Annotated in this window: 19 protein-coding genes; 10 read left to right on the top strand and 9 right to left on the bottom strand. The window is 43.8% G+C overall.

Annotated elements, in window-relative coordinates; translation table 11 throughout:
- The first annotated feature begins 126 nt into the window (after positions 1 to 126).
- The 5 genes from thiI to rlmM all read left to right on the top strand — a co-directional run bounded on the left by thiI (position 127) and on the right by rlmM (position 5,040).
- Positions 127 to 1,575, top strand: a complete 1,449-nt coding sequence (thiI, locus tag ELZ11_RS01265; RefSeq protein ID WP_137355557.1) for a tRNA uracil 4-sulfurtransferase ThiI — start codon at positions 127 to 129, stop codon at positions 1,573 to 1,575.
- Between the two features lie 464 nt (positions 1,576 to 2,039).
- A complete protein-coding gene (locus ELZ11_RS01270) occupies positions 2,040 to 2,948 on the top strand; it encodes a transcriptional regulator GcvA (RefSeq protein WP_137355558.1) in 909 nt (302 codons plus the stop codon).
- Positions 2,941 to 3,564, top strand: coding sequence for an alpha/beta family hydrolase (locus tag ELZ11_RS01275; RefSeq protein WP_137355559.1), 624 nt, complete (start codon positions 2,941 to 2,943; stop codon positions 3,562 to 3,564). The genes ELZ11_RS01270 and ELZ11_RS01275 overlap by 8 nt, the downstream gene beginning before the upstream one ends.
- Positions 3,554 to 3,952: a DUF423 domain-containing protein gene (locus ELZ11_RS01280; protein WP_137355560.1), complete on the top strand. Its 399-nt coding sequence runs from the start codon at positions 3,554 to 3,556 to the stop codon at positions 3,950 to 3,952. The genes ELZ11_RS01275 and ELZ11_RS01280 overlap by 11 nt, the downstream gene beginning before the upstream one ends.
- Entirely contained in the window at positions 3,949 to 5,040 is a 1,092-nt protein-coding gene (rlmM, locus tag ELZ11_RS01285) for a 23S rRNA (cytidine(2498)-2'-O)-methyltransferase RlmM (RefSeq protein WP_137355561.1), read from the top strand. The genes ELZ11_RS01280 and rlmM overlap by 4 nt, the downstream gene beginning before the upstream one ends.
- A gap of 87 nt (positions 5,041 to 5,127) precedes the next feature.
- Here rlmM and ELZ11_RS01290 read toward each other — a convergent pair whose 3' ends face one another.
- The 6 genes from ELZ11_RS01290 to queF all read right to left on the bottom strand — a co-directional run bounded on the left by ELZ11_RS01290 (position 5,128) and on the right by queF (position 13,321).
- Positions 5,128 to 5,889 (bottom strand): DNA/RNA non-specific endonuclease, encoded by a 762-nt coding sequence (locus ELZ11_RS01290; RefSeq protein WP_137355562.1) that lies wholly within the window; start codon positions 5,887 to 5,889, stop codon positions 5,128 to 5,130.
- A gap of 161 nt (positions 5,890 to 6,050) precedes the next feature.
- Positions 6,051 to 6,827 carry a flap endonuclease Xni gene (gene xni, locus ELZ11_RS01295; RefSeq protein ID WP_137355563.1) on the bottom strand — a complete coding sequence of 259 codons (777 nt, stop codon included), beginning with the start codon at positions 6,825 to 6,827 and terminating at the stop codon, positions 6,051 to 6,053.
- A gap of 113 nt (positions 6,828 to 6,940) precedes the next feature.
- The gene (gene ppnN, locus ELZ11_RS01300) at positions 6,941 to 8,299 is read right to left on the bottom strand and encodes a nucleotide 5'-monophosphate nucleosidase PpnN (protein WP_137355564.1); all 1,359 of its coding nucleotides are present in this window, start codon (positions 8,297 to 8,299) and stop codon (positions 6,941 to 6,943) included.
- 195 nt (positions 8,300 to 8,494) lie between these two features.
- The gene (locus tag ELZ11_RS01305) at positions 8,495 to 10,060 is read right to left on the bottom strand and encodes a diguanylate cyclase domain-containing protein (protein ID WP_137355565.1); all 1,566 of its coding nucleotides are present in this window, start codon (positions 10,058 to 10,060) and stop codon (positions 8,495 to 8,497) included.
- 119 nt (positions 10,061 to 10,179) lie between these two features.
- A complete protein-coding gene (locus tag ELZ11_RS01310; RefSeq protein ID WP_137355566.1) occupies positions 10,180 to 12,438 on the bottom strand; it encodes a tetratricopeptide repeat protein in 2,259 nt (752 codons plus the stop codon).
- A gap of 37 nt (positions 12,439 to 12,475) precedes the next feature.
- Positions 12,476 to 13,321, bottom strand: coding sequence for an NADPH-dependent 7-cyano-7-deazaguanine reductase QueF (gene queF / locus ELZ11_RS01315; RefSeq protein WP_137355567.1), 846 nt, complete (start codon positions 13,319 to 13,321; stop codon positions 12,476 to 12,478).
- 131 nt (positions 13,322 to 13,452) lie between these two features.
- Between queF and syd the strand changes: the two genes are divergently transcribed.
- From syd to ELZ11_RS01330, 3 genes are all read left to right on the top strand, one after another.
- Positions 13,453 to 13,998, top strand: coding sequence for a SecY-interacting protein (gene syd / locus ELZ11_RS01320; RefSeq protein WP_137355568.1), 546 nt, complete (start codon positions 13,453 to 13,455; stop codon positions 13,996 to 13,998).
- Positions 13,999 to 14,002: 4 nt separating this feature from the next.
- Positions 14,003 to 14,779, top strand: a complete 777-nt coding sequence (locus ELZ11_RS01325; RefSeq protein WP_137355569.1) for a Zn-ribbon-containing protein — start codon at positions 14,003 to 14,005, stop codon at positions 14,777 to 14,779.
- Positions 14,780 to 15,060: 281 nt separating this feature from the next.
- Positions 15,061 to 16,263 carry a carbohydrate porin gene (locus ELZ11_RS01330; RefSeq protein WP_137355570.1) on the top strand — a complete coding sequence of 401 codons (1,203 nt, stop codon included), beginning with the start codon at positions 15,061 to 15,063 and terminating at the stop codon, positions 16,261 to 16,263.
- A gap of 74 nt (positions 16,264 to 16,337) precedes the next feature.
- On the opposite strand, the gene ELZ11_RS01335 is transcribed toward ELZ11_RS01330, so the two are convergent.
- The 3 genes from ELZ11_RS01335 to metN form a co-directional block, all read right to left on the bottom strand.
- Positions 16,338 to 17,147, bottom strand: coding sequence for a MetQ/NlpA family lipoprotein (locus ELZ11_RS01335; RefSeq protein WP_137355571.1), 810 nt, complete (start codon positions 17,145 to 17,147; stop codon positions 16,338 to 16,340).
- Positions 17,148 to 17,209: 62 nt separating this feature from the next.
- Positions 17,210 to 17,893 carry a methionine ABC transporter permease gene (locus tag ELZ11_RS01340; RefSeq protein ID WP_137355572.1) on the bottom strand — a complete coding sequence of 228 codons (684 nt, stop codon included), beginning with the start codon at positions 17,891 to 17,893 and terminating at the stop codon, positions 17,210 to 17,212.
- Positions 17,883 to 18,917, bottom strand: coding sequence for a methionine ABC transporter ATP-binding protein MetN (gene metN / locus ELZ11_RS01345; protein WP_137355573.1), 1,035 nt, complete (start codon positions 18,915 to 18,917; stop codon positions 17,883 to 17,885). The genes ELZ11_RS01340 and metN overlap by 11 nt, the downstream gene beginning before the upstream one ends.
- A gap of 193 nt (positions 18,918 to 19,110) precedes the next feature.
- On the opposite strand from metN, the gene gmhB reads away from it, so the two are divergent.
- Positions 19,111 to 19,662 carry a D-glycero-beta-D-manno-heptose 1,7-bisphosphate 7-phosphatase gene (gmhB, locus tag ELZ11_RS01350; protein ID WP_137355574.1) on the top strand — a complete coding sequence of 184 codons (552 nt, stop codon included), beginning with the start codon at positions 19,111 to 19,113 and terminating at the stop codon, positions 19,660 to 19,662.
- A 48-nt stretch (positions 19,663 to 19,710) separates the two neighbouring features.
- Positions 19,711 to 20,049: an MliC family protein gene (locus ELZ11_RS01355; protein WP_137355575.1), complete on the top strand. Its 339-nt coding sequence runs from the start codon at positions 19,711 to 19,713 to the stop codon at positions 20,047 to 20,049.
- The last annotated feature ends 28 nt before the right edge of the window (positions 20,050 to 20,077 follow it).

Raw genomic sequence — 20,077 nt, forward strand, 5'->3', positions numbered from 1 at the left:
CATGTATAATTCGCGCCCTTAGATTTAGATAATGATCTATTCTGCATTTAAAGCTGTGTATTCGTACCCAGCGAACTCGGCGGTTAATCCTTTAATTGTTGTGAACCTTATTGTTGTGAAAGTATTATGAAATTTATTGTAAAGCCCCATCCGGAAATTTTTGTAAAAAGTGAGTCGGTGCGTAAGCGCTTCACAAGGATTCTAGAGTGTAACATCCGTAATATCATTCAGCGTCGTACTGAAAATGTTGCGGTATTTAACCGTCGTGACCACATCGAAGTAACTTCAGAGAGCGATACCTATTTTAAAGAAGTGTTAGAGATCTTGACTCACACTCCGGGTATTCACCACTCGTTAGAAGTTCAACAATCAGAATTTAAAGACTTGCACGATATTTTCGAGCAAGTGCTAGAGCGTAGCCGTGGTGACATTGAAGGTAAGACTTTCTCTGTTCGTGCTAAGCGTCGTGGCAAACACGAATTTACTTCTATCGAACTAGAACGCTACGTAGGCGGCGGTTTGAACCAAGCAGTAGAAACGGCAAAGGTAAAACTAAAAGATCCAGAAGTAACGGTAAAAGTTGAGATTGCGAATGACAAGCTTAACCAGATCATCGCGCGTCATAAAGGTCTTGGCGGCTTCCCGCTAGGAACTCAAGAAGACGTACTTAGCTTGATTTCTGGCGGTTTCGATTCTGGTGTTTCTAGCTACTTACACATCAAACGTGGTTCTAAAGTACATTACTGTTTCTTTAACCTAGGTGGTCCAGCTCACGAGATCGGCGTGAAGCAAGTTTCTCACTACCTATGGAACAAATTTGGTTCATCGGCAAAAGTAAAATTCATCGCAATTGATTTCGAACCCGTTGTCGCTGAAATTTTAGAGAACGTTGATGACGGCCAAATGGGCGTAGTTCTGAAACGTATGTTCATGCGTGCTGGTGGTATGGTTGCTGAGCGCTTTGGTATTGAAGCGCTGGTTACTGGTGAAGCATTAGGCCAAGTGTCTAGCCAAACGCTGACTAACCTTCGTCATATCGATAACGTTACTGATACTCTAATTCTTCGCCCGTTAATCAACTGGGACAAAGAAGACATCATTGATCTGTCTCGTATCATTGGTACTGAAGATTTCGCCAAGGTAATGCCTGAATACTGTGGTGTTATTTCTAAAAAGCCTACAGTGAAAGCGAAGAAGTCTAAGCTAGAAGCTGAAGAAGCTAAGTTTGATTTCTCAGTTCTTGATCAAGTGATTGAAAACGCTCGCGTGATTGATATCCGTGACATCGAGAAAGAAAGCCAAGAGCAAGCGCCTGAAGTAGAGCAAGTTCAAGCGGTAGCCGAGCATGCATTGGTTCTTGATATTCGTAGCCCAGATGAAGAAGACGAGAATCCATTAGAAATTGAAGGTGTTGAAGTTAAGCACCTTCCATTCTACAAGCTCGCAACTCAATTTGGTGATTTAGACCAGTCAAAAGAGTACTTGCTGTACTGTGACCGTGGTGTAATGAGCCGCTTGCAAGCTTTGTACTTGCAAGAGCAGGGCTTTAACAATGTAAAAGTTTATCGCCCTTAGTCAGGTGTGAGAACATTAGAAAGCCGTTTACGCAAGTGAGCGGCTTTTTTATTGCTTGTCATCCTGCAATGAGTCAATGAGTCAATGAGTCAATGAGTCAATGAGCGTATGGATGCTACCGTGAGCAATGGGACTGAGAGGTTAGGTGTAAATTTCAGATAAAAAAACACCGCCATAAAGGCGGTGCAAAGAAATTTGACAGACAGGTCAAAATAAATACAGGAAGTATATGCCTCGTTGCAGGGGATAACCGCAACAAAACATTTGGTAGAATTCTACCTAACTCGAAAAGTACGAGTTTGCAAACACAACATCGCAACAACTAAGCCAATTGATTCTAGAGAGAATCAAGCCGTTCAGGCTAGCTGCTGCGGGATGAAATATAGAATTTCTCTGGCCGCTAGGCAATGGACAATTTATAATGTTTCAGATTAAAAAAACTAATGCATTATTAGAGAGTGCTTATGTCTCGTAGATTACCTCCACTAAATTCACTAAGAGTCTTTGAAGCGGCAGCTCGCCATTTGAGTTTCACGCGTGCTGCAGAAGAGCTGTTTGTTACCCAAGCAGCAGTGAGTCATCAAATCAAAGCACTAGAAGAATTTTTGTCATTGAAGCTGTTTCGTCGTCGAAACCGCTCTTTGTTGCTTACGGAAGAAGGACAAAGTTACTTTTTAGATATTAAGGATATCTTCACATCACTTGCTGAGGCTACTGATAAAGTACTCGAAAGGAGTGAGAAGGGGGCGTTGACCATCAGCTTACCTCCAAGTTTTGCGATTCAATGGTTAGTGCCTCGTTTAGCCGATTTTAATCAACAAGAGCCTGATATTGATGTTCGTATCAAAGCGGTTGATATGGATGAAGGCTCTCTTACAGATGATGTCGACGTTGCAATTTATTACGGGCGCGGTAATTGGCCGGGACTCAGAGCAGATAAATTGTATCAAGAATACTTGATTCCATTGTGTTCACCGTCGCTGTTACTGGGTAATAAACCATTAGAATCTCTAACTGATTTGGCATGTCATACCTTATTGCATGACACATCCCGTAAAGATTGGAAACAGTTCGCTAAACAAAATGCAATTGAAGGGGTCAATGTGAACCATGGCCCGATTTTTAGCCACTCTGCAATGGTGCTACAGGCAGCGGCCCATGGGCAGGGAGTTGCGTTAGGAAACAATGTATTAGCGCAGCCAGAAATAGAAGCAGGGCGCTTGATAGCTCCGTTCGACGAAGTTTTAGTCAGTAAAAATGCGTTCTACGTGGTTTGCCACGAGAAACAGGCGGACATGGGGCGGATCGCTACCTTCCGTGATTGGATGCTAGCAAAAGCGCAAAGCGAACAAGAGGATTTATTAGATGAATAATGTGTTGATTGATGGCGATGCGCATTCAATGACATTTGTATTCGCACATGGTGCGGGTGCTGGCATGGAACACGAATTTATGGAGTCCGTTGCAAAAGGGTTGGCCAAAGAAGGGATTCGCGTTGTGCGCTTTAACTTCCCTTATATGGTGAAACGCGCGGAAGATGGCAAACGCCGTCCACCCGATCGTGCGCCTAAACTGTTAGAGGCTTACGAAGCGATCATTGAATCTCAGGATGCAGAAAAACTAGTGATTGGTGGTAAGTCGATGGGTGGACGCATGGCGAGCCATTTATCTGAGCATAAGCAGGTAGCAGGCGTGGCGTGTTTGGGATTCCCGTTTCACCCGCCAGGTAAGCCAGAAAAATATAAAGGTGAGCATTTAGCGCAGCTAGAGAAGCCATGTCTCATCTTGCAAGGCGAGCGTGATACGTTTGGTAAACGAGAAGAGTTTGTTGATTTCGAACTCGCCCCAGCGGTACAAGTTGCCTTTATTCCAGATGGAGATCATAGCTTTAAGCCACGTAAAAAGTCTGGTTACACCGAAGAGCAAAACATCGCGCTAACGGTGGAAAAACTCTCTACATACATTAAAGAGGTACTCAATGAAAGCTAAGTACTTACTCATGTTAGCGGGAATATCTGGTGGCATCGCAGTGGTATTGGGTGCTTTTGCTGCTCATGCTTTAAAAGCGCAGCTTCCTGAGTATTTGCTTGGGGTATTTGAAACGGGCGTGCAATATCAATTTCTGCATACCTTGGCTATTTTAGCTTGTGGCATCTTATTGCAGCTTAAAGTTAGTCCAAAAGCACAAAAGTATTTTTTCATTGCGGCAATTTGCTTTATTATCGGCATCCTTTGTTTTAGCGGTAGCCTTTATGCGTTAGCGCTGACAGGAATTAAATGGTTTGGCCCAGTAACACCACTTGGTGGGCTACTATTTATTATCGGCTGGGGGATGTTCTCCTTCGCTGCTTTGAATATAAAAGAGGTAACTCAGTGAAACACGTACTACTTTATTGTCGCTCTGGTTTTGAAAAAGAATGTGCAGGTGAAATTCAAGACAAGGCAACACAGCTGGAAGTGTTTGGTTTTCCTCGTTTAAAGAACAATACAGGCTTTGTGCTGTTCGAATGTTACCAAGCAGGCGAAGCCGACAAGCTGATCAAAAATATTGATTTTCAATCGCTGATCTTTGCTCGTCAAATGATAGCGGTAGCGGTTGAGATTAAAGACTTACCAAAAGATGACCGTATTTCTCCGATTTTGGAGGAATTGTCTGACAAAGATGGTTTCCCACGTTGTGGCGATATTCGTATTGAAACGCCAGATACAAACGAAGCCAAAGAGCTATTGAAGTTCTGCCGTAAGTTTACTGTGCCAATGCGCCAAGCCTTACGTGGAAAAGGCTTAATGACAGCCAAAGACAATGCTAAAAAGCCTGTGCTGCATGTGTGTTTTATCGCACCTGGCCACTGTTTTATTGGTTACTCTTATCCAAGCAATAACTCTCAGTTCTTCATGGGTATCCCACGTCTTAAGTTCCCAGCAGACGCGCCAAGCCGTTCTACTTTGAAACTTGAAGAAGCATTCCATGTATTCATTCCACGTGATGAGTGGGATGAGCGCTTGGCTTCTGGTATGTGGGGGGTTGATTTAGGTGCATGTCCTGGTGGCTGGACGTATCAGTTGGTTAAGCGTTCTATGTTTGTTCACTGTGTGGATAACGGCATGATGGCAGATAGCCTTATGGAAACAGGTCAAATCAAGCACCACATGGTGGATGGCTTTAAATTTGAACCAGACCGTAAGAACGTTACTTGGATCATCTGTGACATGGTTGAGAAACCAGCGCGTGTCGCACACCTAATGGGTGAGTGGATCATCAAAGGTTGGGCGAAAGAAGCCTTATTTAACCTGAAGCTACCGATGAAAGGTCGCTATGATGAAGTTCTACAAGATATCGAAAACTTGAAAGTGTTCCTTAACGACAATGGCGTGAAGTATAAGATGCAAGCTAAGCACTTGTATCATGACCGTGAAGAGATTACGGTTCATATTCAGTGCCTATCTAATATTTCTCCGCACTAATCAAAACGATGACGTTAAACGCTCCTATTTAGGAGCGTTTTTTGTTTATCGACCAGCGATTTAATCACTACTGACGATAATTTGTGCCTACTCTGGTGTTGGCCACATTTCCCATAGCATCGCTTCCATGGGGTTTTCAGTGTCGTCACTGGTATTGGCGAAGAAGTCTAAGTTGGTGCGTTCCTCTACGTCATCAATGGTCGTGACAAAGTCGACAAGTTCACTGCCGGATACGTCGCGGTGAGGTACGATAAACGCGATGGCATCGTTGTAATATGGGTCCAAGACAACTTTGTAAAACGCACTCGGGATGACAACGCCATCTCCAATAGACGCTTCGTTACCTTCATAAATAGGACCCGTCACGACATACAGTTCTTGGTACTCGTTAGCGAGATCTCTTACGTGTTCTTCTAACAGTCGCCATCCGACACGGTTAAAGCCAGGGAGCTGTGGAGACATGTTACTTAGTAGGAAACTCTCTTGCATTGATTCTTGACTGAAATCCATCGCTGCGGATGGCGCAAGATGCCCACGGTCGTACCCTGAATTGGAATAGTCACTTAACGTGGATTGTGCATATTCAGGTAGTTCAGAATCCACCTTGAAGTTATTGCTGCGCTTGAATTGCGCATTAACGCTTTCTGCAGTGACATGATATGCCACCCAATCAGCGCTCTTGGTTTGATAGTTGTAGCCGACTGCATATCCTGTACGGCACAGCACTTGATCGCTGTTGTTGGAAGGCATGCCTTTAACAAGGTGTTCTCCACACGTTTCCGATGCGGAACTAAAAGGGGCGACATGCAGCAAGAGGGTAGTGAGTGAAAGTAGTAGTATTTTTTTCATTGTGTTTCTCCTTATTGGAGCAATGAAAATAAATACTTATATCAACAAGACTGTGATGGCGATTAAAAGTTAATCAACACTTGGTAAGGTATTGATTAACTTTATTAAAATCCTGTGAATGTAAAGGAGAACACAACAGGATTGATTAACATGTAATGAGGTTAATCAGGGCTGTTATTGAAGCGGATATCTTGAAGATTGAAACCTAACTCGATGTCGGTTTTTAAGGCTGAAACTTGTTTACACAGCCGTGCTGATTCAATGTGTTCATCAAACTTTTTGCGATACTTAGCGGGTAAGTCTTCTGCTTGGTGTGCGGTTTCAATATCTTGATAAGTCGTTAAGATTTCTTTGGCCGCTTTTGGTCCTACACCGGGAATCCCCGGAACTTGGCTTGAGCTTACGCCAGCTAAGCCCCAGTAGTCCGCCAGTTGCTCAGGCTTGACACCAAATTCTTTCTCAATGAACGGTTTATCTAACCAGCGGTGCTGAAAGTAATCGCGTATTTGCAGAGTAGGGGATAAGAGCTGGCAATAGCCTTTATCAGTGGAGATGATGGTGACCTTTTCACCATGGCTAGCCACTTTAGTGGCAAGCGTGGCAACTAAATCGTCGGCTTCATCGCCATCGGAAAGTAATGAGTCGATTCCTAGTTCCCACCAAGCTTGTTGTATAGCATCAAGGCCATTCATCAAAGGTTCCGGCATCGGTTTTCTATTCTGTTTGTAGTTTGGCAGCACTTCAGCTCGCCAGCCACGATCTTGAAGGTGGTGATCAAACACCGCAATGATATGCGTCGGTTGAGATTCAGAGAGAATACGATGCAGAGTTCGCGTTGTTGTGGTGATGGTTCTTGCGATATCGTTAGGGTCAGGTTGAGCTGAATGCACGCGACGAATTAAGTTGAGTGCATCGATGATCACAAGATGAATAGACATAACTTTCCAATATTTAAGGGGCTTATCGTTAAGCCCCTTATAGTAACGTACTCGCCTGTGAGTTGAAATAAAGTGACGGTTAGGAATTATCTAACCGACATTTTCTCACTCGATTATTTGGCGATTTTGTAGCAAGGTACGTAATCCGTTCCACCCGGTAACTTCATACGCTGCTGATCGACAAAATCATTGAGTAGCTTATCCATTTTTTTCATTAGCTCGGCGTCGCCATCAATTAAGAATGGGCCGTGACGTTCGATTTCTAGGATACCCTCTGCTTTCACATTACCTGCCACAATGCCGGAGAAAGCTTGGCGTAAGCTTGCTGCTAAGTTTTCAGGTTGCTGGTTCATGTGTAAATCCAAATTCGCCATGCTCTCGTGCGTTGGATCAAATGGAAGCTGGAACTCAGGCGCAATCTTCAATGACCAGTTATAGCTGTATGCATCGCCAGTTTCCTTACGGTGAGCACGAACTTCTGGCATCGCTTGGCTCATGATCTGCGCAGCCTTCGCAGGATCATCAATCACGATCTGATAATGCTTCTGAGCTTCAGGGCCTAACGTGTCGGCAATGAATTTATCAATTGAACGGAAGTAGGCTTCACTTTCTTTAGGGCCAGTTAACACAATCGGTAAAGGCTGAGATGCGTTATCTGGGTGCATCATGATACCAAGAATGTAGAGTAGTTCTTCTGCAGTACCAGGGCCGCCAGGGAAGATGATAATGCCGTGAGCCATTCGCACGAATGCTTCCAGGCGTTTTTCAATATCCGGCATGATGACCAGTTCATTAACGATAGGGTTAGGCGGCTCAGCTGCGATAATCGATGGTTCTGTTAAGCCTAAGTAGCGATGGTCTGTGTAACGCTGTTTAGCGTGACCAATTGCAGCCCCTTTCATTGGTCCTTCCATTGCACCTGGCCCACAACCAGTACAAATGTTGAGTTCGCGAAGTCCCATCTCATGGCCCACTTCACGAGTGTATTGGTATTCAATTGGGTTGATGGAGTGTCCACCCCAACAGACGACTAAATTTGGCTCAATCCCGGGCGTTAGTGCCCCTGCATTACGCAGAATACCGAAAACGAGGTTGGTGATATGGGTAGCGTTAGTCAGGTTAAGGCGTTGGTTATCTGCTAGGTGCATGTTGACGTAAACAATGTCACGCAACACTGAGAATAAGTGTTCTTGAATCCCTTTAATTATTTCACCGTCGACAAATGCGTGTTCAGGTGGGTTGCTCAGTTCAAGTTTGATACCACGTTCACGACGGACAACATTGACATCAAAAGATTGATAACGGTCGAGCAGCTCTTTGGAGTTGTCGGTATGGCTGCCAGAGTTGAGCACCGCAAGCGTACAGTTGCGGTAGAGTTGGTAGAGTTCACTTGAAGCAGTTTTTTTAAGGCGCTCAACTTCGAGTTGAGAGAGCAAATCCATGCTGCCAGCTGGGCTAATATGAGTGATCATAGTGCCTCCTTTTACTGTGGTAAGGAAAGCTAATTATCGATTGACGAAATTTTCCACTTTATAGATATAAACAGAGAATTTAGGAAATGGACGATAATTTAGCAAACTGTTAACAGTTAGCTTAGCAAAGATTGGAGGTTTTGCGATGTGATAAGTATTTGAAAAAGTGAAGTAAATTAATAAATAGCAGGCAGTTTAGTGCCAAACAAGCTGGTTAGAGCCCATCTTTTTCGCTTTATTTAGTGTCTTATTCAAACGCTCTAGCACAACTTCAGGTGTATCAGACTCATGGAATTGAGTGCTGGCTGCACATAGTGTTATGGTGATTTGTTGATCGCGGAACTTGAAAGGTAAGCGACTGACTTGCGCCTGGATATTTTTAATCACTTGGTGGCAGTAGTCATCATTTTGTTCTGGAAGAAGTAATACGAACTCTTCACCAGAGAAACGAGCAACGGTGTCGGTGCTGCTTAGTTCTTTCGAAATAGTGCGTGCAATGATCTTCAGCGCTTTATCACCGGCGGTATAACCAAAGCTATCATTGATCGCTTTGAAATTATCGATATCTAACAGTACTACTCGCAGTGAATGTTGAGAGCGAATCCAGCGACGGTATTCTAGCTCTAGCCTGTCAGTTAATGCAGTACGGTTATACACTTTCGTCAGTGGGTCGAGCAACATACGATGCGCTTGATCTTCTAGACGGCGGCGGTAATCCTGAGTGACTTCGAATAAGGCATCGAGTTGCCCTTTTCCGTAATTCATTCGTTCGATCAGCGCTTGCTCTTTTTCTTCTGCGTGGCTTAAACGCTCAGATAAAGAAGCAATTTGAGTCAACAAAGGGTTGATGGACTCTTTTAGCGAATCAATTTCTTTGGCTTCTCTTACTGATATTTGGCTTTTATTAACTAACTCGCTCAGTTCACTGTTCAAACCGTGGCGGTGCTCGAAATAGCTTTGGCTTTGATCGGTATTTTGATCGGCGGTCTTTATCGTAGAAGAGAGAGATGCGTTAAGCTGTTGGATAAATTGCTCTGAGGTTTTGCGTTCTAAATTGGTGCCTTCAATGACGAGCTTAAGCACCTGCAAAGTTAATTCGAACAAGGTTTGAGTAGACACACCGAGTAGCAGTTTTGCACGAATATCAATTAAGATTTCGCCAGATTCACCTTCAAAGTCGAGTTCTGTGATTAGGTGCTGCAGTTCATCGGCAAGGCTTGAAAGAAGTTCTTGTTCTGGGGAGTAGTCGCTATCAGAAAAGTTTGCTCGTGAGTTGGTGGCCATGATCTTGATGGCACGTTCGTAGATGCTCAGAAGCTTCATCGCATGATCAACCTTTTGGCTGCCATTGCTTTCAGAGAAGCTTAGCAAATTACGCAAATCACGTTTTAGCTGCGCTGGAAGGCCAGTGATTCTCTGTAGAGTTTCACCACTGTGCTTAATGCTTTCGTCCAGATATCCGTTCTGTTTTTCCATAGCCAATGATTTTTGCTTGAGCATCCTTTCTAATACAGCAAGTCGAGGAATAAGCGAGCTAATGTCTTTTTGTTTTTCTAACTCTTCCTTTAATGCAATAAGGCTCTCATCTAGGCGTTGGTTGCTGCCAACACATGCACCACTGAGCGATGCAACTATACGCTTAAGAACCTTTTGCTCTCGTTTAAATTTGAATGAAGTATCTCGTTGTGTCAAACGCACTTGTTCCAACTGAGACTTCAGTTGATGCAGCTGAGCTTGAATATCTTGTTCGAGAATACCCATAGAAAAATAAACTTATACCACTGAGAGCTAAAGAGAGCGTATTTAATGAAACGCGAATCTATCGATAATAACAAAACTGAAAATAACGTCACTCGATTCGCGTATCAACTGCGGGATAATTACTCATCTTTTAGCATTTTTTTGAGGCTGTCCTCATTCTGGTAGGAAGATTGTATCTTTATTAATCCCTGACTAATGGCGTGTTTACAGGCTTCGCGGATGTTTCCTGTTGCAAGGCTCGCCGCTGGTGCGTTTTCGATAGCTTTCAAATATACCCATTGGCTATTACGTTCTTTGAGACTGATCTCACGGGCGAGGTTAGTCGACATTAATAGAAGGTCGAGCAATTCTTGATCATTGATGGCGGTATAAGCACGAGGTAAGAACGGGTAATCGGCAATGCCCATGCGTATGTTGCGGTTCATTTTACGCTCAGGCTCAAAATCTGAAATCCAAGATTGGATCTTGTTAAATACAGTTTCAGGCGACTGATTGCGATCTGTGCTTGGTTCGATATACAGCAAATTCGCGTCTGAGAAGTGGTAAATACGTGCTGGGTCATCCAATTTAGATTTAAGGAAGACACCAAATGCTTCTTCTAATTCAAGCCCAGCTTTGTAACCGTTTTGGATGTACATGTTGCGTAAGAACGGCAAATCGATCATGACAAAACGTAAGCGGTCGTTAAGCGGTTCATGGATCAGTTCCCCCATTTGCCACTGTTCGAACGTTTCGTTTGTGCGCTGTAAAGAGGTTGATAGCTTAGCATTGAGCATACGCAAGTTACGCAACTTAGACCGCGAGTGGGTGTAAAGATCTTTGCTTAAACCATCAATTTTCTTTGCTTGGCTTTGAATAATGTAGCCACGACGTAATACAAAGAAGAACAGAATGATGCTGAATAGGAATAGAGCAAAAGCGATCTTTTGGAATTTGCGGTGTTCCAATTTGTACTCTTCTAACTCGGCTTCTTGACCCGAGTAATGCAGAGAGCGCTCAGCAAATTCTTTTTGTTGGCGGAAAGCATCTTCACTCACTCGGTTTAAATTCTGCTGCTCTAAAGCGACAAGCGAGTTGTAGTGTTTGATGTTATCTAATGCGAGCTTAAATTCACCCGATTGTTCATAGCCTAAAGAGAGTAGGTAATAAGCTTGCTGCGTAACACGTGAGTTATTTAGGGTGTTGGCGATATCCAAGCCTCGCTGCGCATCTTCGATAACTTGGTCACTTTTTTGTAGGTGCAGCGCAAGGCCAGCAGACATGAGTGACGCCTTTGCTTCTAGCTCTGGAATATCCGCATACTCAAGCAGTTCTAACGCTCGAGATAAATACTGTTCAGACAAAGGATAGTTGTATAAACGCAAGTAGGTCGCTGCTAAGCTTAAGCGAATTTCAATCACTTGCGCGATGTTGCGGTCAGTACTTTCGTGATCCAACACGTTAAAGAAGTGCACCAAGGCTAAGTTGTATTTGCCTTGGAAGAAGTACACGTCACCCATTTTCTTCAGCACATTGGCTAAGATTGGCGAATCTTCATAGTTGTCGTAGAAATCGGCCGCTTGCGATAAATGATCGAGCGCTTTATCAAGCACCTGTCGCTCGAAGAAAAGTTGCGCCAGTAAGCGGTTTACTTTAGCGAGTCGCGCACTTAGGTTTTCTTCAACCGATTTCCAGTAGCCAAAAAGTAATTCCGTTAATGCACTGTTGTACTTCTTGTGAGTGAGGTAGAACTCACCAATGGCAATGTGGTAGTCAATTAGCGTTTTTTCGGAGTGACGGCGTTCTAGGTACTTTTTGGCTTGCTTGAATAACTGCTCAGCCTCGACAACTTGGTTATCGTAAGAAGCGATTTGCGCTTTGAGCATAGTCAGGCGATAAGCTACGCCTTCGGTCAGCTTTAGAGTTTGGCTGATAGACTGCATATCTTGCTCAATGTTAGTCAGTGACTGCTTAGCGATGAGCGATTTTCTATCGTTTAGCCACAGAAGTTCTGTTTTTAGGATTTGGATATCTAACGAGAGGTATGGCAGTTGATACTTTTTCGCCAGTTTCTCGGCCGCTGCTAATGTTTGAATTGCCGTTCGTGTATTGCCTAAATTGTATTCCGCCTGTGCAAGTATCTTGTAGGCGTCAATGCTGCCACTCGGAGTTCGAATAGAGTTGTCGGTTTCTTCACGGGAGATTGCAGTTGGGCTTTTCTCTCTCTGGTCGGAAAGCGTGCGTTGGTTTAAATAATTCGCAGCTATATGCTTCGAGCGATTTGGATCTATTTCGATCAACTTATTTGCTTCATTCAGCAAAGTCGATGAATAGACCGTTGCATTAACTGCTGCACTTAATGTGAGGTAAATTAAGCCAATCAGATGAAACCAACGCATTCTCATATCCCTTTAGTATTGTGTTTTCAAACAGAGCTTATTGACGAGCCATACGCATGTTGTGGCTTGGCTTATCTTGTTCTGTTGAGCGGTATGGGTTGATGTCTAACCCACCGCGACGTGTATAACGTGCATACACCGTCAGTGTACTCGGCTTACAGAAGGTCATGATGTCAGTGAAAATTCGTTCCACACACTGTTCGTGGAATTCATTGTGTTCGCGGAACGAAACTAGGTAACGCAGCAAGGCTTCACGGTTGATTTTCGGACCTTGGTAGTCTATTTCAACACTGCCCCAATCGGGTTGATTGGTAATCAAGCAGTTCGATTTAAGCAAGTGGCTGTGCAAAGACTCAGTGACGATCTTTTCGCTCGAAGCACCTTTAAGTAAAGCTGCATCAAACTCATAGCTATCGATGGTAATGTCTTGTTCGTCAATGCAATCGCCTTTCATGGTGACGATAGGTTGATTGGTGTAATCCGTTACTCGGTTGACGTTCACCAATACGGTTTCCCCTGCACATTGAGAGAGATCTTGAATCAGTCGTTCAGTTACATCATCCCAACTATTGAATTGCGTTTGGTTATAGCTATTGAGGTAAAGCTTGAAAGATTTTGATTCAATTAAATTTGGGCTAGTGGCTGGGATAAAGACTTCACCTACAGCGACTTGTGGCAAGCCGTTGCTGTTCAACCAAGAAAGCTCGTACATGGTCCAAATATCGTGACCAACAAAAGGTAGATCGCCGCTTAATGCAAGATCATCGCGGTTTAGACTACGTGGAACCGGCTGCAATAAACTTGCATCGTATTGGTTTGAGTACTCAGTTTTTTGGCCAAGAGTTAACCCTGCCAGTTCTTTGGCATCAGAATATTTGCTCATACTTTCGCTTCAAATTCGATTAGAATGGGGCCAATTTTACTGAATCCCTTTTACTGTGTCATTAAGTCATCGCTCGGTAGATGCAGAAAGGTGAAAGATTCCATTTAATATTATTGCGTTAGGAGATTTTCATGACTCAATGTGCCCAAGATGCACTGTTTTCTTTTAGTCAGCGTTACGTTGATATGTGGCAGGAACAGCACCAAACCCTACCGCGTAACGAGGAGTTGGTGGACGTTGTGTCACCATGCGTAGAAGAAAAAAGTGGTGATGCGGTGCTATGGAAGAGCTTCCCTCGTGAACAACACGCTGATTTTAGTAATGTTGAAACAGGCATTGAATTGACACTGCATGACGATATTAAAACGTTTTATGGTGTGCAATACAGCGCCGATATGAATGCAACTTATCAAGGCAATGAGCTGACTTTGCTTCAGATTTGGAGTGATGAAGACTTCGAATGCCTACAAGAAAACATTCTAGGCCACCTTGTGACGCAACGTCGCTTAAAGTTAAAGCCTACCGTTTTTATTGCAGCAACTGATGCTGAACTGGACGTGATCTCAATTTGTAATCTTACTGGTAACGTCATTTTAGAGCGCTTGGGTACTAGCAACCGCGATGTTCTGGCACCAACTTTGGCAGAGTTTCTTGAACAGTTAGAGCCAGCGGTATAAGCAAATGTACGTAGTAGAATTACAATTTGAATGTTTCGATAACACGACCGTTAGTGCGGTTGATAAAGCCGTTAATGGTTTGATGGATGCTTTACGTTACAACGGGCAAGTACTTGGTCGCGAGTTTCCGATTGTGATGGGAGAGGGCGAGTTTTTTGTTCGAGTCGTATGCCCTGAACAAGACAGCTTGCACCCAAGAAATCACTCGGATTTTGTTAACGTTTGTTTTGAGCGTTTGTCTGAAGCGAGCTTACTTGCGCCGAAAATGCGCATGCTTGGCAGAGATTTGAACTCAGAAGAAGTCGCGGAAGAGGAAACGCCAAGTTGGCAAGTTCTGTACACCACCTATGTTCATACGTGCTCTCCACTGCGAAGCGGAGAGACCTTGTTGCCGATCCCATTATACCGAAATGAGCCGACATCTAATGGCGATCATAAAGCGGTAGTGAAGTGGCAAACCGAGTGGCAAGCATGTGATGAAATTCAGATGGCTGGTGGCTGTCGTGCTGAACATGCAGCTCTGCATGAGATTTGCGATGCTGACAGTGTGCTTTTCAAACGCGGGTGGGATTTACGAGGTCGTATCGAATTTTTGTCTAAAGTGCCCACCTACTACTATCAGTATCGAGTAGGTGGTAAAAGCCTAGCTGATGAGCAGGCGCGTAAGTGCCCTAAATGCGGCGGTGAATGGCTTCTAGAAGAGCCTCTACACGATATCTTCCACTTTAAGTGTGATGATTGCCGAATCGTATCGAACATGTCTTGGGATCATATTAAGTAATTTAATATGGATTCTTATATCAGAGAGCACACTTTTCGGTGCTCTCTTTCACTGCACTATTTTTCAGTACTATCCCATTCAGAAACCTTTATCTTCGCTATAACTATTCAGCTAATTAATCCTACCTGCATCAAATTTAACCAGTACTAATAGTTATCCAGCTCACACTAATTTACTTACATTCTTCCAATTTATAATATTCACAATATAAATGGGATCGTTCCCATGGGAAGGTTCCCATCTTGGGGTGGATATGAATATTAGTCTGAAAGGAATGGATTATGAAATTGTTACCTACTGCTGCAGCTCTATCGACGGTGTTACTTTCATCTGGTGTATATGCCGAGACCGCACCTCTAGAATTTAATGGTTACATGCGTGGAGGCGTGGGGCTGAGCAATTATGGGGGTTCAAACAGTAAATGGGAGGTAAACAAAGTTGGCCGCCTAGGGAACGAGAACGATCTTTACGGAGAATTCGGATTCAAGAAAGAATTGTATGCAGATGAAGAAGCAACGTTTTTGATTGATTCCATGCTGGCATATTGGGAAGGTCAAGATGAACTTTCTAAAGACCGCAATGTGGACGTTGTGCAATTGAACATTCAGGCTACAGGGCTGTTTGATGATAAAGATGCGACGATATGGGCGGGGGAGCGTTACTATCAGCGTCACGATGTGCATATCATCGATAACTATTACTGGGATGTGAGTGGTATCGGTGGTGGCGTGGAGCATATCAATATGGGACCTGGAAAGTTATCAGTCGCATTGATTCAGGATACCGTCGCTGGTGATATTGACGATGGCCAAGAGACCACGGCAATGATTGCAGATATTCGATATGCAGGAATTGAACTTTGGAATAAAGCCGATTTGGAAGTGGGGATTGACGTAAACTTTGGCAAAGAAAAACAAGGTCAATCCATTGATGCTGACGATAGCGTATTGATGACAGCGAGTTTAAATCAAGGGCTTTCCAATGGTTTCAATAAAACGATTCTTCAACTCGCGAACTCTGGATACGCAGAACAAATGACCACGTATGGTACGGGTAAAGGGTTAGTGCGTAATGCGGATAACAATAATGCTGAAGGTTTCCGAGTGATAAACTGGGGTGTTGTATCGATTGGCGAAGATGTCGAGTTCGGCCACACAATTCGTTATGCCGTTGCCTCTGACGTGGGCTCAAATAATAGTAGCGACGAATCTTTTAGTGCCGTCATTCGCCCACTATATAAGTGGGATGAAAAAATGCGTACTGTAGTTGAAATCGGTGGCTTTGTTGAAAGCATCGATAATCAAGATGGCGCGGGTAGCAAATTCACGCTCGCTCAGGCTTGGGTACCAAAAGTTGGTTTTTGGGCACGTCCAGAGTTCAGAATATTTGCTTCTTATCTCAATGATGCCAAGAATAATGATGCGTTTGGCGAAGGCAAAGATAGCGAAGTAAGTGTTGGTATGCAGGTAGAAGCTTGGTGGTAATGTTCGGCTAATATAAATGAAAAAGGGCTGACACATTGTCAGCCCTTAATGGTTTGGTTAGAAAAGAGTTGGAATTACCAACCTTTTACTACGCCACCTTGGAAGATTTCTGAAGCAGCGTTGTACACTTCTTCAGTTTGGTATGCTTTAACGAAGTTTTGTACGTTTTCAGCATCTTTGTTGTCTTCACGTGCAACGATTAGGTTTACGTATGGAGACTCTTTGTCTTCAACGAAAATACCGTCTTTTTGTGGAGTAAGGTTAATTGAGCTTGCGTAAGTTGTGTTGATGATTGACAGAGCAACATCATCTAGAGAGCGAGGAAGTTGAGCCGCATCCAGTTCAACAATCGTGATGTTCTTAGGGTTACCAACGATGTCACGAACTGTTGCTAGAAGGTCAGCACCGTCACGAAGTTCAATGAGACCTTGTTGCTCAAGAAGAAGAAGTGAACGACCTAGGTTTGTTGGGTCATTTGGTACTGCAATGCGAGCGCCATCTTGGATTTCGTCAATAGATTTAACTTGCTTTGAGTAACCCGCGATAGGGTAAACAAACGTGTTGCCCGCGATCGTTAGCTTGTAGCCACGGTCTGCAACTTGTTGGTCTAAGTACGGCGCGTGTTGGAAAGCATTGATGTCGATAGAGCCATCGTCTAGTGCTGCGTTTGGCGTAACGTAGTCAGTGAAAGTCACTAGCTCAACGTCTAGGCCGTATTGTTCTTTCGCTACTTTTGCTGCAACTTCAGCAACTTGAGCTTCTGCGCCAGCCATAACGCCAACTTTAACTTTTGAAGTGTCTGCTTCTTTCTCACCGCAGCCAGCTAGAACTAGAGCAGATGCAGCCGCTGCGATAGTCAGTAAACCTTTAAGGTTAAATTTCATAACAATCTCCTTTTTATAAACTTATGTATTTGTTCAGATGCAATACGTTCGTAAGCGAATGGCTATCTGTGGTCTACTCGGCGCACGATTGCGTCACCGATAGACTGAATAATTTGTACAAGCACAATCAGCATCACTACAGTGACTGCCATGATTGTGACATCGTAGCGGTGGAAGCCGTAACGAATGGCTACATCACCTAAACCGCCGCCGCCAACAGTGCCTGCCATTGCTGAGTAACTTACTAAAGTCACAAGCGTGATCGTCACTGAGTTAACGATGGTAGGTAGTGCTTCAGGAAGCAGTACCTTATTGATAATTTGCGTTGGCGTTGCCCCCATTGATTGAGCTGCTTCTACAAGCCCGGTAGGTACTTCTAGCAATGCACTTTCAATTAAGCGAGCAACGAATGGGATAGCTCCAATTGTGAGTGGCACGATAGCCGCAGTTGTACCGATAAATGTGCCAATTAGCATTTTAGTTAATGGGATAATCGCCACCATTAACACTAGGAAGGGAACGGAACGACCCACGTTCACAACTGCACCTAGTATGCTGTTTACTTTGGTGTTTTCTAGCAGGCCACCCTTTTTAGTCGTGTGTAAAATCACGCCAAGTGGAATACCTACAGCAAAGCCAACGATGCCTGCTACCGCAACCATGTAAAGTGTTTCCCAAGTTGCACCTAGCAGTAGGTTACCGTTAAGGCTTAGCCACTCAGTGACTTCTTTGAAACTAAAGGACATAACCTAGTACCTCTACTTTTACATTGTGCTCGCGTAAGAATTCGATGGCTGCATTGTCGTCTTGCTCATTACCAAATAGCTCGGCCACCATCATGCCGAATTTCACGCCGCCGGCGTAATCAAGATCTGAGCTTAAGATGCTTACGTCGATATTGAATTTACGCGCAATTTGCGTCATCAGAGGTGCATCAACCGTCGCGCCTGTGAACTCTAGGCGGACGAGTGGATAACTGCCTTCAACTCGGGTTTCTTGCAAGCGAACTTGGTAATCTTCTGGAATCGATAGGTCTAATGTTGAACGAATGAATTCGTGCGCCAGTTCCGTTTTCGGGTGAGCAAAGATCTCGCCAACCGTTCCTTTTTCTACCAATTCACCACCACCAATGATCGCTACTTCATGACAGATGCTTTTTACGACATCCATTTCGTGAGTGATAAGCAACATAGTGATGTTTAGCTTGCGGTTGATTTCGCGTAGCAGTTCTAGGATTGATTGAGTGGTTGCTGGATCAAGAGCACTGGTTGCTTCATCACATAGTAGCACTTTCGGATCTGAAGCTAGTGCTCGCGCAATCGCAACACGTTGCTTTTGACCGCCACTTAAATTCGCTGGGTAGGTGTCGCGTTTGTCCGCTAATCCAACCAGTTTCAAAAGCTCTGATACCTTAGTTTCAATAGCAGATTTATCTTTGCCTGCTAGCTCTAGAGGTAGCGCTACATTGTGAAAAACTGTACGAGAAGACAACAAATTGAAGTGCTGAAAAATCATCCCGATGTTACGGCGAGCTTCACTTAGCTCTGATTTTGACAGCTTAGTGAGGTCGACACCGTCGACAATAACTTCACCATTTGTTGGTGCTTCTAACATGTTTACACAGCGAATCAGCGTGCTTTTCCCTGCACCTGAAGAGCCGATTACCCCAAAGATAGTGCCTTGCGGTATATGTAGGTTGATGTCTATTAAGGCATTGATTTCCTTAGTGCCTTGATAGAAAACCTTGTTTACTTGATTAACTTTAATCATGGAATTACCTGTGCAGGGAGAACAGAATAAAATGTCGAGTCATATCTCTATTTGCAGTTGATGCTATGGCGTTACGTGATCTAAGTCAATAGATATTTTTACGTCTAGACGTCTAAAAGGTAATTAGATAGTGATGAAGGAAATAAAGCGTGTAATAATTAATGATTATAGAAAGTTGACTGAGAATCGAATTTTGTCAAAACCGGCTGTTTTTTTGGATCGTGATGGCGTGATTAACGTCGATCATGGCTATGTTCACGATGAGCATGACTTTGAGTATATAGAGGGTGTTTTTGAAGCGGCTAAAGCTTTTAAAGACATGGGTTACTTACTGGTATTGGTAACCAATCAGTCTGGTATTGCTCGTGGTATGTTCAGTGAAGATCGCTTCCTATCGTTAACGCAGTGGATGGATTGGAACTTTGTCGATAATGGCGTGGAGTTAGACGGTATTTATTACTGCCCACACCATGCTGAACACGGTATCGGTGATTACAAACAAGACTGTGAATGCCGTAAACCTAAACCAGGTATGTTCATTTCCGCTCGTGACTTTCTGAAAATTGATATGGCTAACTCTGTCATGATCGGCGATAAAGCTGAAGATATGATGGCAGCAGAAGCCGCTGGAGTTGGTACCAAAGTATTGGTGAGAACGGGTAAACCGGTCACTGAGAAAGGTGAAGCACTAGCAAGTGTTGTTTTAGACAGCATTAAAGACGTACCAGCGTATTTGAAAGCATAAACTGGCTATTCGCTAAATAGAGTTTTAAAGAAACATTAGGAGCAGAGTATGAAAATGACTTGGTTGTTTGCTTCTTTAGGTTCATTGTTAGTAATGGGGTGCTCCCAATCTGCAAGTGTTGGTGATTCTATTCCCGACGGCAAATTTACTCGCTATCAGTGTGAATCTAATAGTTCTTTTGAAGTAGCATATCTTAATGACGGTAAAGCGGTGCTTCGCTTACCTCAACATGAATACCGCTTGGTTCAGGTTGCAGCTGGCTCAGGCACTAAATACATTTTGGATGATGGAACGGCAGAGTTGCTTAACAGCGTGACACTGCATACCAAAGGTGAAAAAGCTCGTTTAGAGCTAGGTCGCGTGATTTACAAGAATTGCCACCTGTAACCTTGATGATCGTACCCATTTTTGTTGT

Source organism: Vibrio profundi, assembly GCF_005281835.1.
GTDB classification, from domain to species: Bacteria; Pseudomonadota; Gammaproteobacteria; order Enterobacterales; family Vibrionaceae; genus Vibrio; species Vibrio profundi.

What these genes read in the sequence shown, in the direction of transcription:
- thiI (WP_137355557.1), top strand. Translation starts at nt 127, where the DNA reads ATGAAATTTATTGTAAAGCCCCATCCGGAAATTTTTGTAAAAAGTGAG.
- ELZ11_RS01270 (WP_137355558.1), top strand. Translation starts at nt 2,040, where the DNA reads ATGTCTCGTAGATTACCTCCACTAAATTCACTAAGAGTCTTTGAAGCG.
- ELZ11_RS01275 (WP_137355559.1), top strand. Translation starts at nt 2,941, where the DNA reads ATGAATAATGTGTTGATTGATGGCGATGCGCATTCAATGACATTTGTA.
- ELZ11_RS01280 (WP_137355560.1), top strand. Translation starts at nt 3,554, where the DNA reads ATGAAAGCTAAGTACTTACTCATGTTAGCGGGAATATCTGGTGGCATC.
- ELZ11_RS01290 (WP_137355562.1), bottom strand. Translation starts at nt 5,889, where the DNA reads ATGAAAAAAATACTACTACTTTCACTCACTACCCTCTTGCTGCATGTC.
- xni (WP_137355563.1), bottom strand. Translation starts at nt 6,827, where the DNA reads ATGTCTATTCATCTTGTGATCATCGATGCACTCAACTTAATTCGTCGC.
- ppnN (WP_137355564.1), bottom strand. Translation starts at nt 8,299, where the DNA reads ATGATCACTCATATTAGCCCAGCTGGCAGCATGGATTTGCTCTCTCAA.
- ELZ11_RS01305 (WP_137355565.1), bottom strand. Translation starts at nt 10,060, where the DNA reads ATGGGTATTCTCGAACAAGATATTCAAGCTCAGCTGCATCAACTGAAG.
- ELZ11_RS01310 (WP_137355566.1), bottom strand. Translation starts at nt 12,438, where the DNA reads ATGCGTTGGTTTCATCTGATTGGCTTAATTTACCTCACATTAAGTGCA.
- queF (WP_137355567.1), bottom strand. Translation starts at nt 13,321, where the DNA reads ATGAGCAAATATTCTGATGCCAAAGAACTGGCAGGGTTAACTCTTGGC.
- syd (WP_137355568.1), top strand. Translation starts at nt 13,453, where the DNA reads ATGACTCAATGTGCCCAAGATGCACTGTTTTCTTTTAGTCAGCGTTAC.
- ELZ11_RS01325 (WP_137355569.1), top strand. Translation starts at nt 14,003, where the DNA reads ATGTACGTAGTAGAATTACAATTTGAATGTTTCGATAACACGACCGTT.
- ELZ11_RS01330 (WP_137355570.1), top strand. Translation starts at nt 15,061, where the DNA reads ATGAAATTGTTACCTACTGCTGCAGCTCTATCGACGGTGTTACTTTCA.
- ELZ11_RS01335 (WP_137355571.1), bottom strand. Translation starts at nt 17,147, where the DNA reads ATGAAATTTAACCTTAAAGGTTTACTGACTATCGCAGCGGCTGCATCT.
- ELZ11_RS01340 (WP_137355572.1), bottom strand. Translation starts at nt 17,893, where the DNA reads ATGTCCTTTAGTTTCAAAGAAGTCACTGAGTGGCTAAGCCTTAACGGT.
- metN (WP_137355573.1), bottom strand. Translation starts at nt 18,917, where the DNA reads ATGATTAAAGTTAATCAAGTAAACAAGGTTTTCTATCAAGGCACTAAG.
- ELZ11_RS01355 (WP_137355575.1), top strand. Translation starts at nt 19,711, where the DNA reads ATGAAAATGACTTGGTTGTTTGCTTCTTTAGGTTCATTGTTAGTAATG.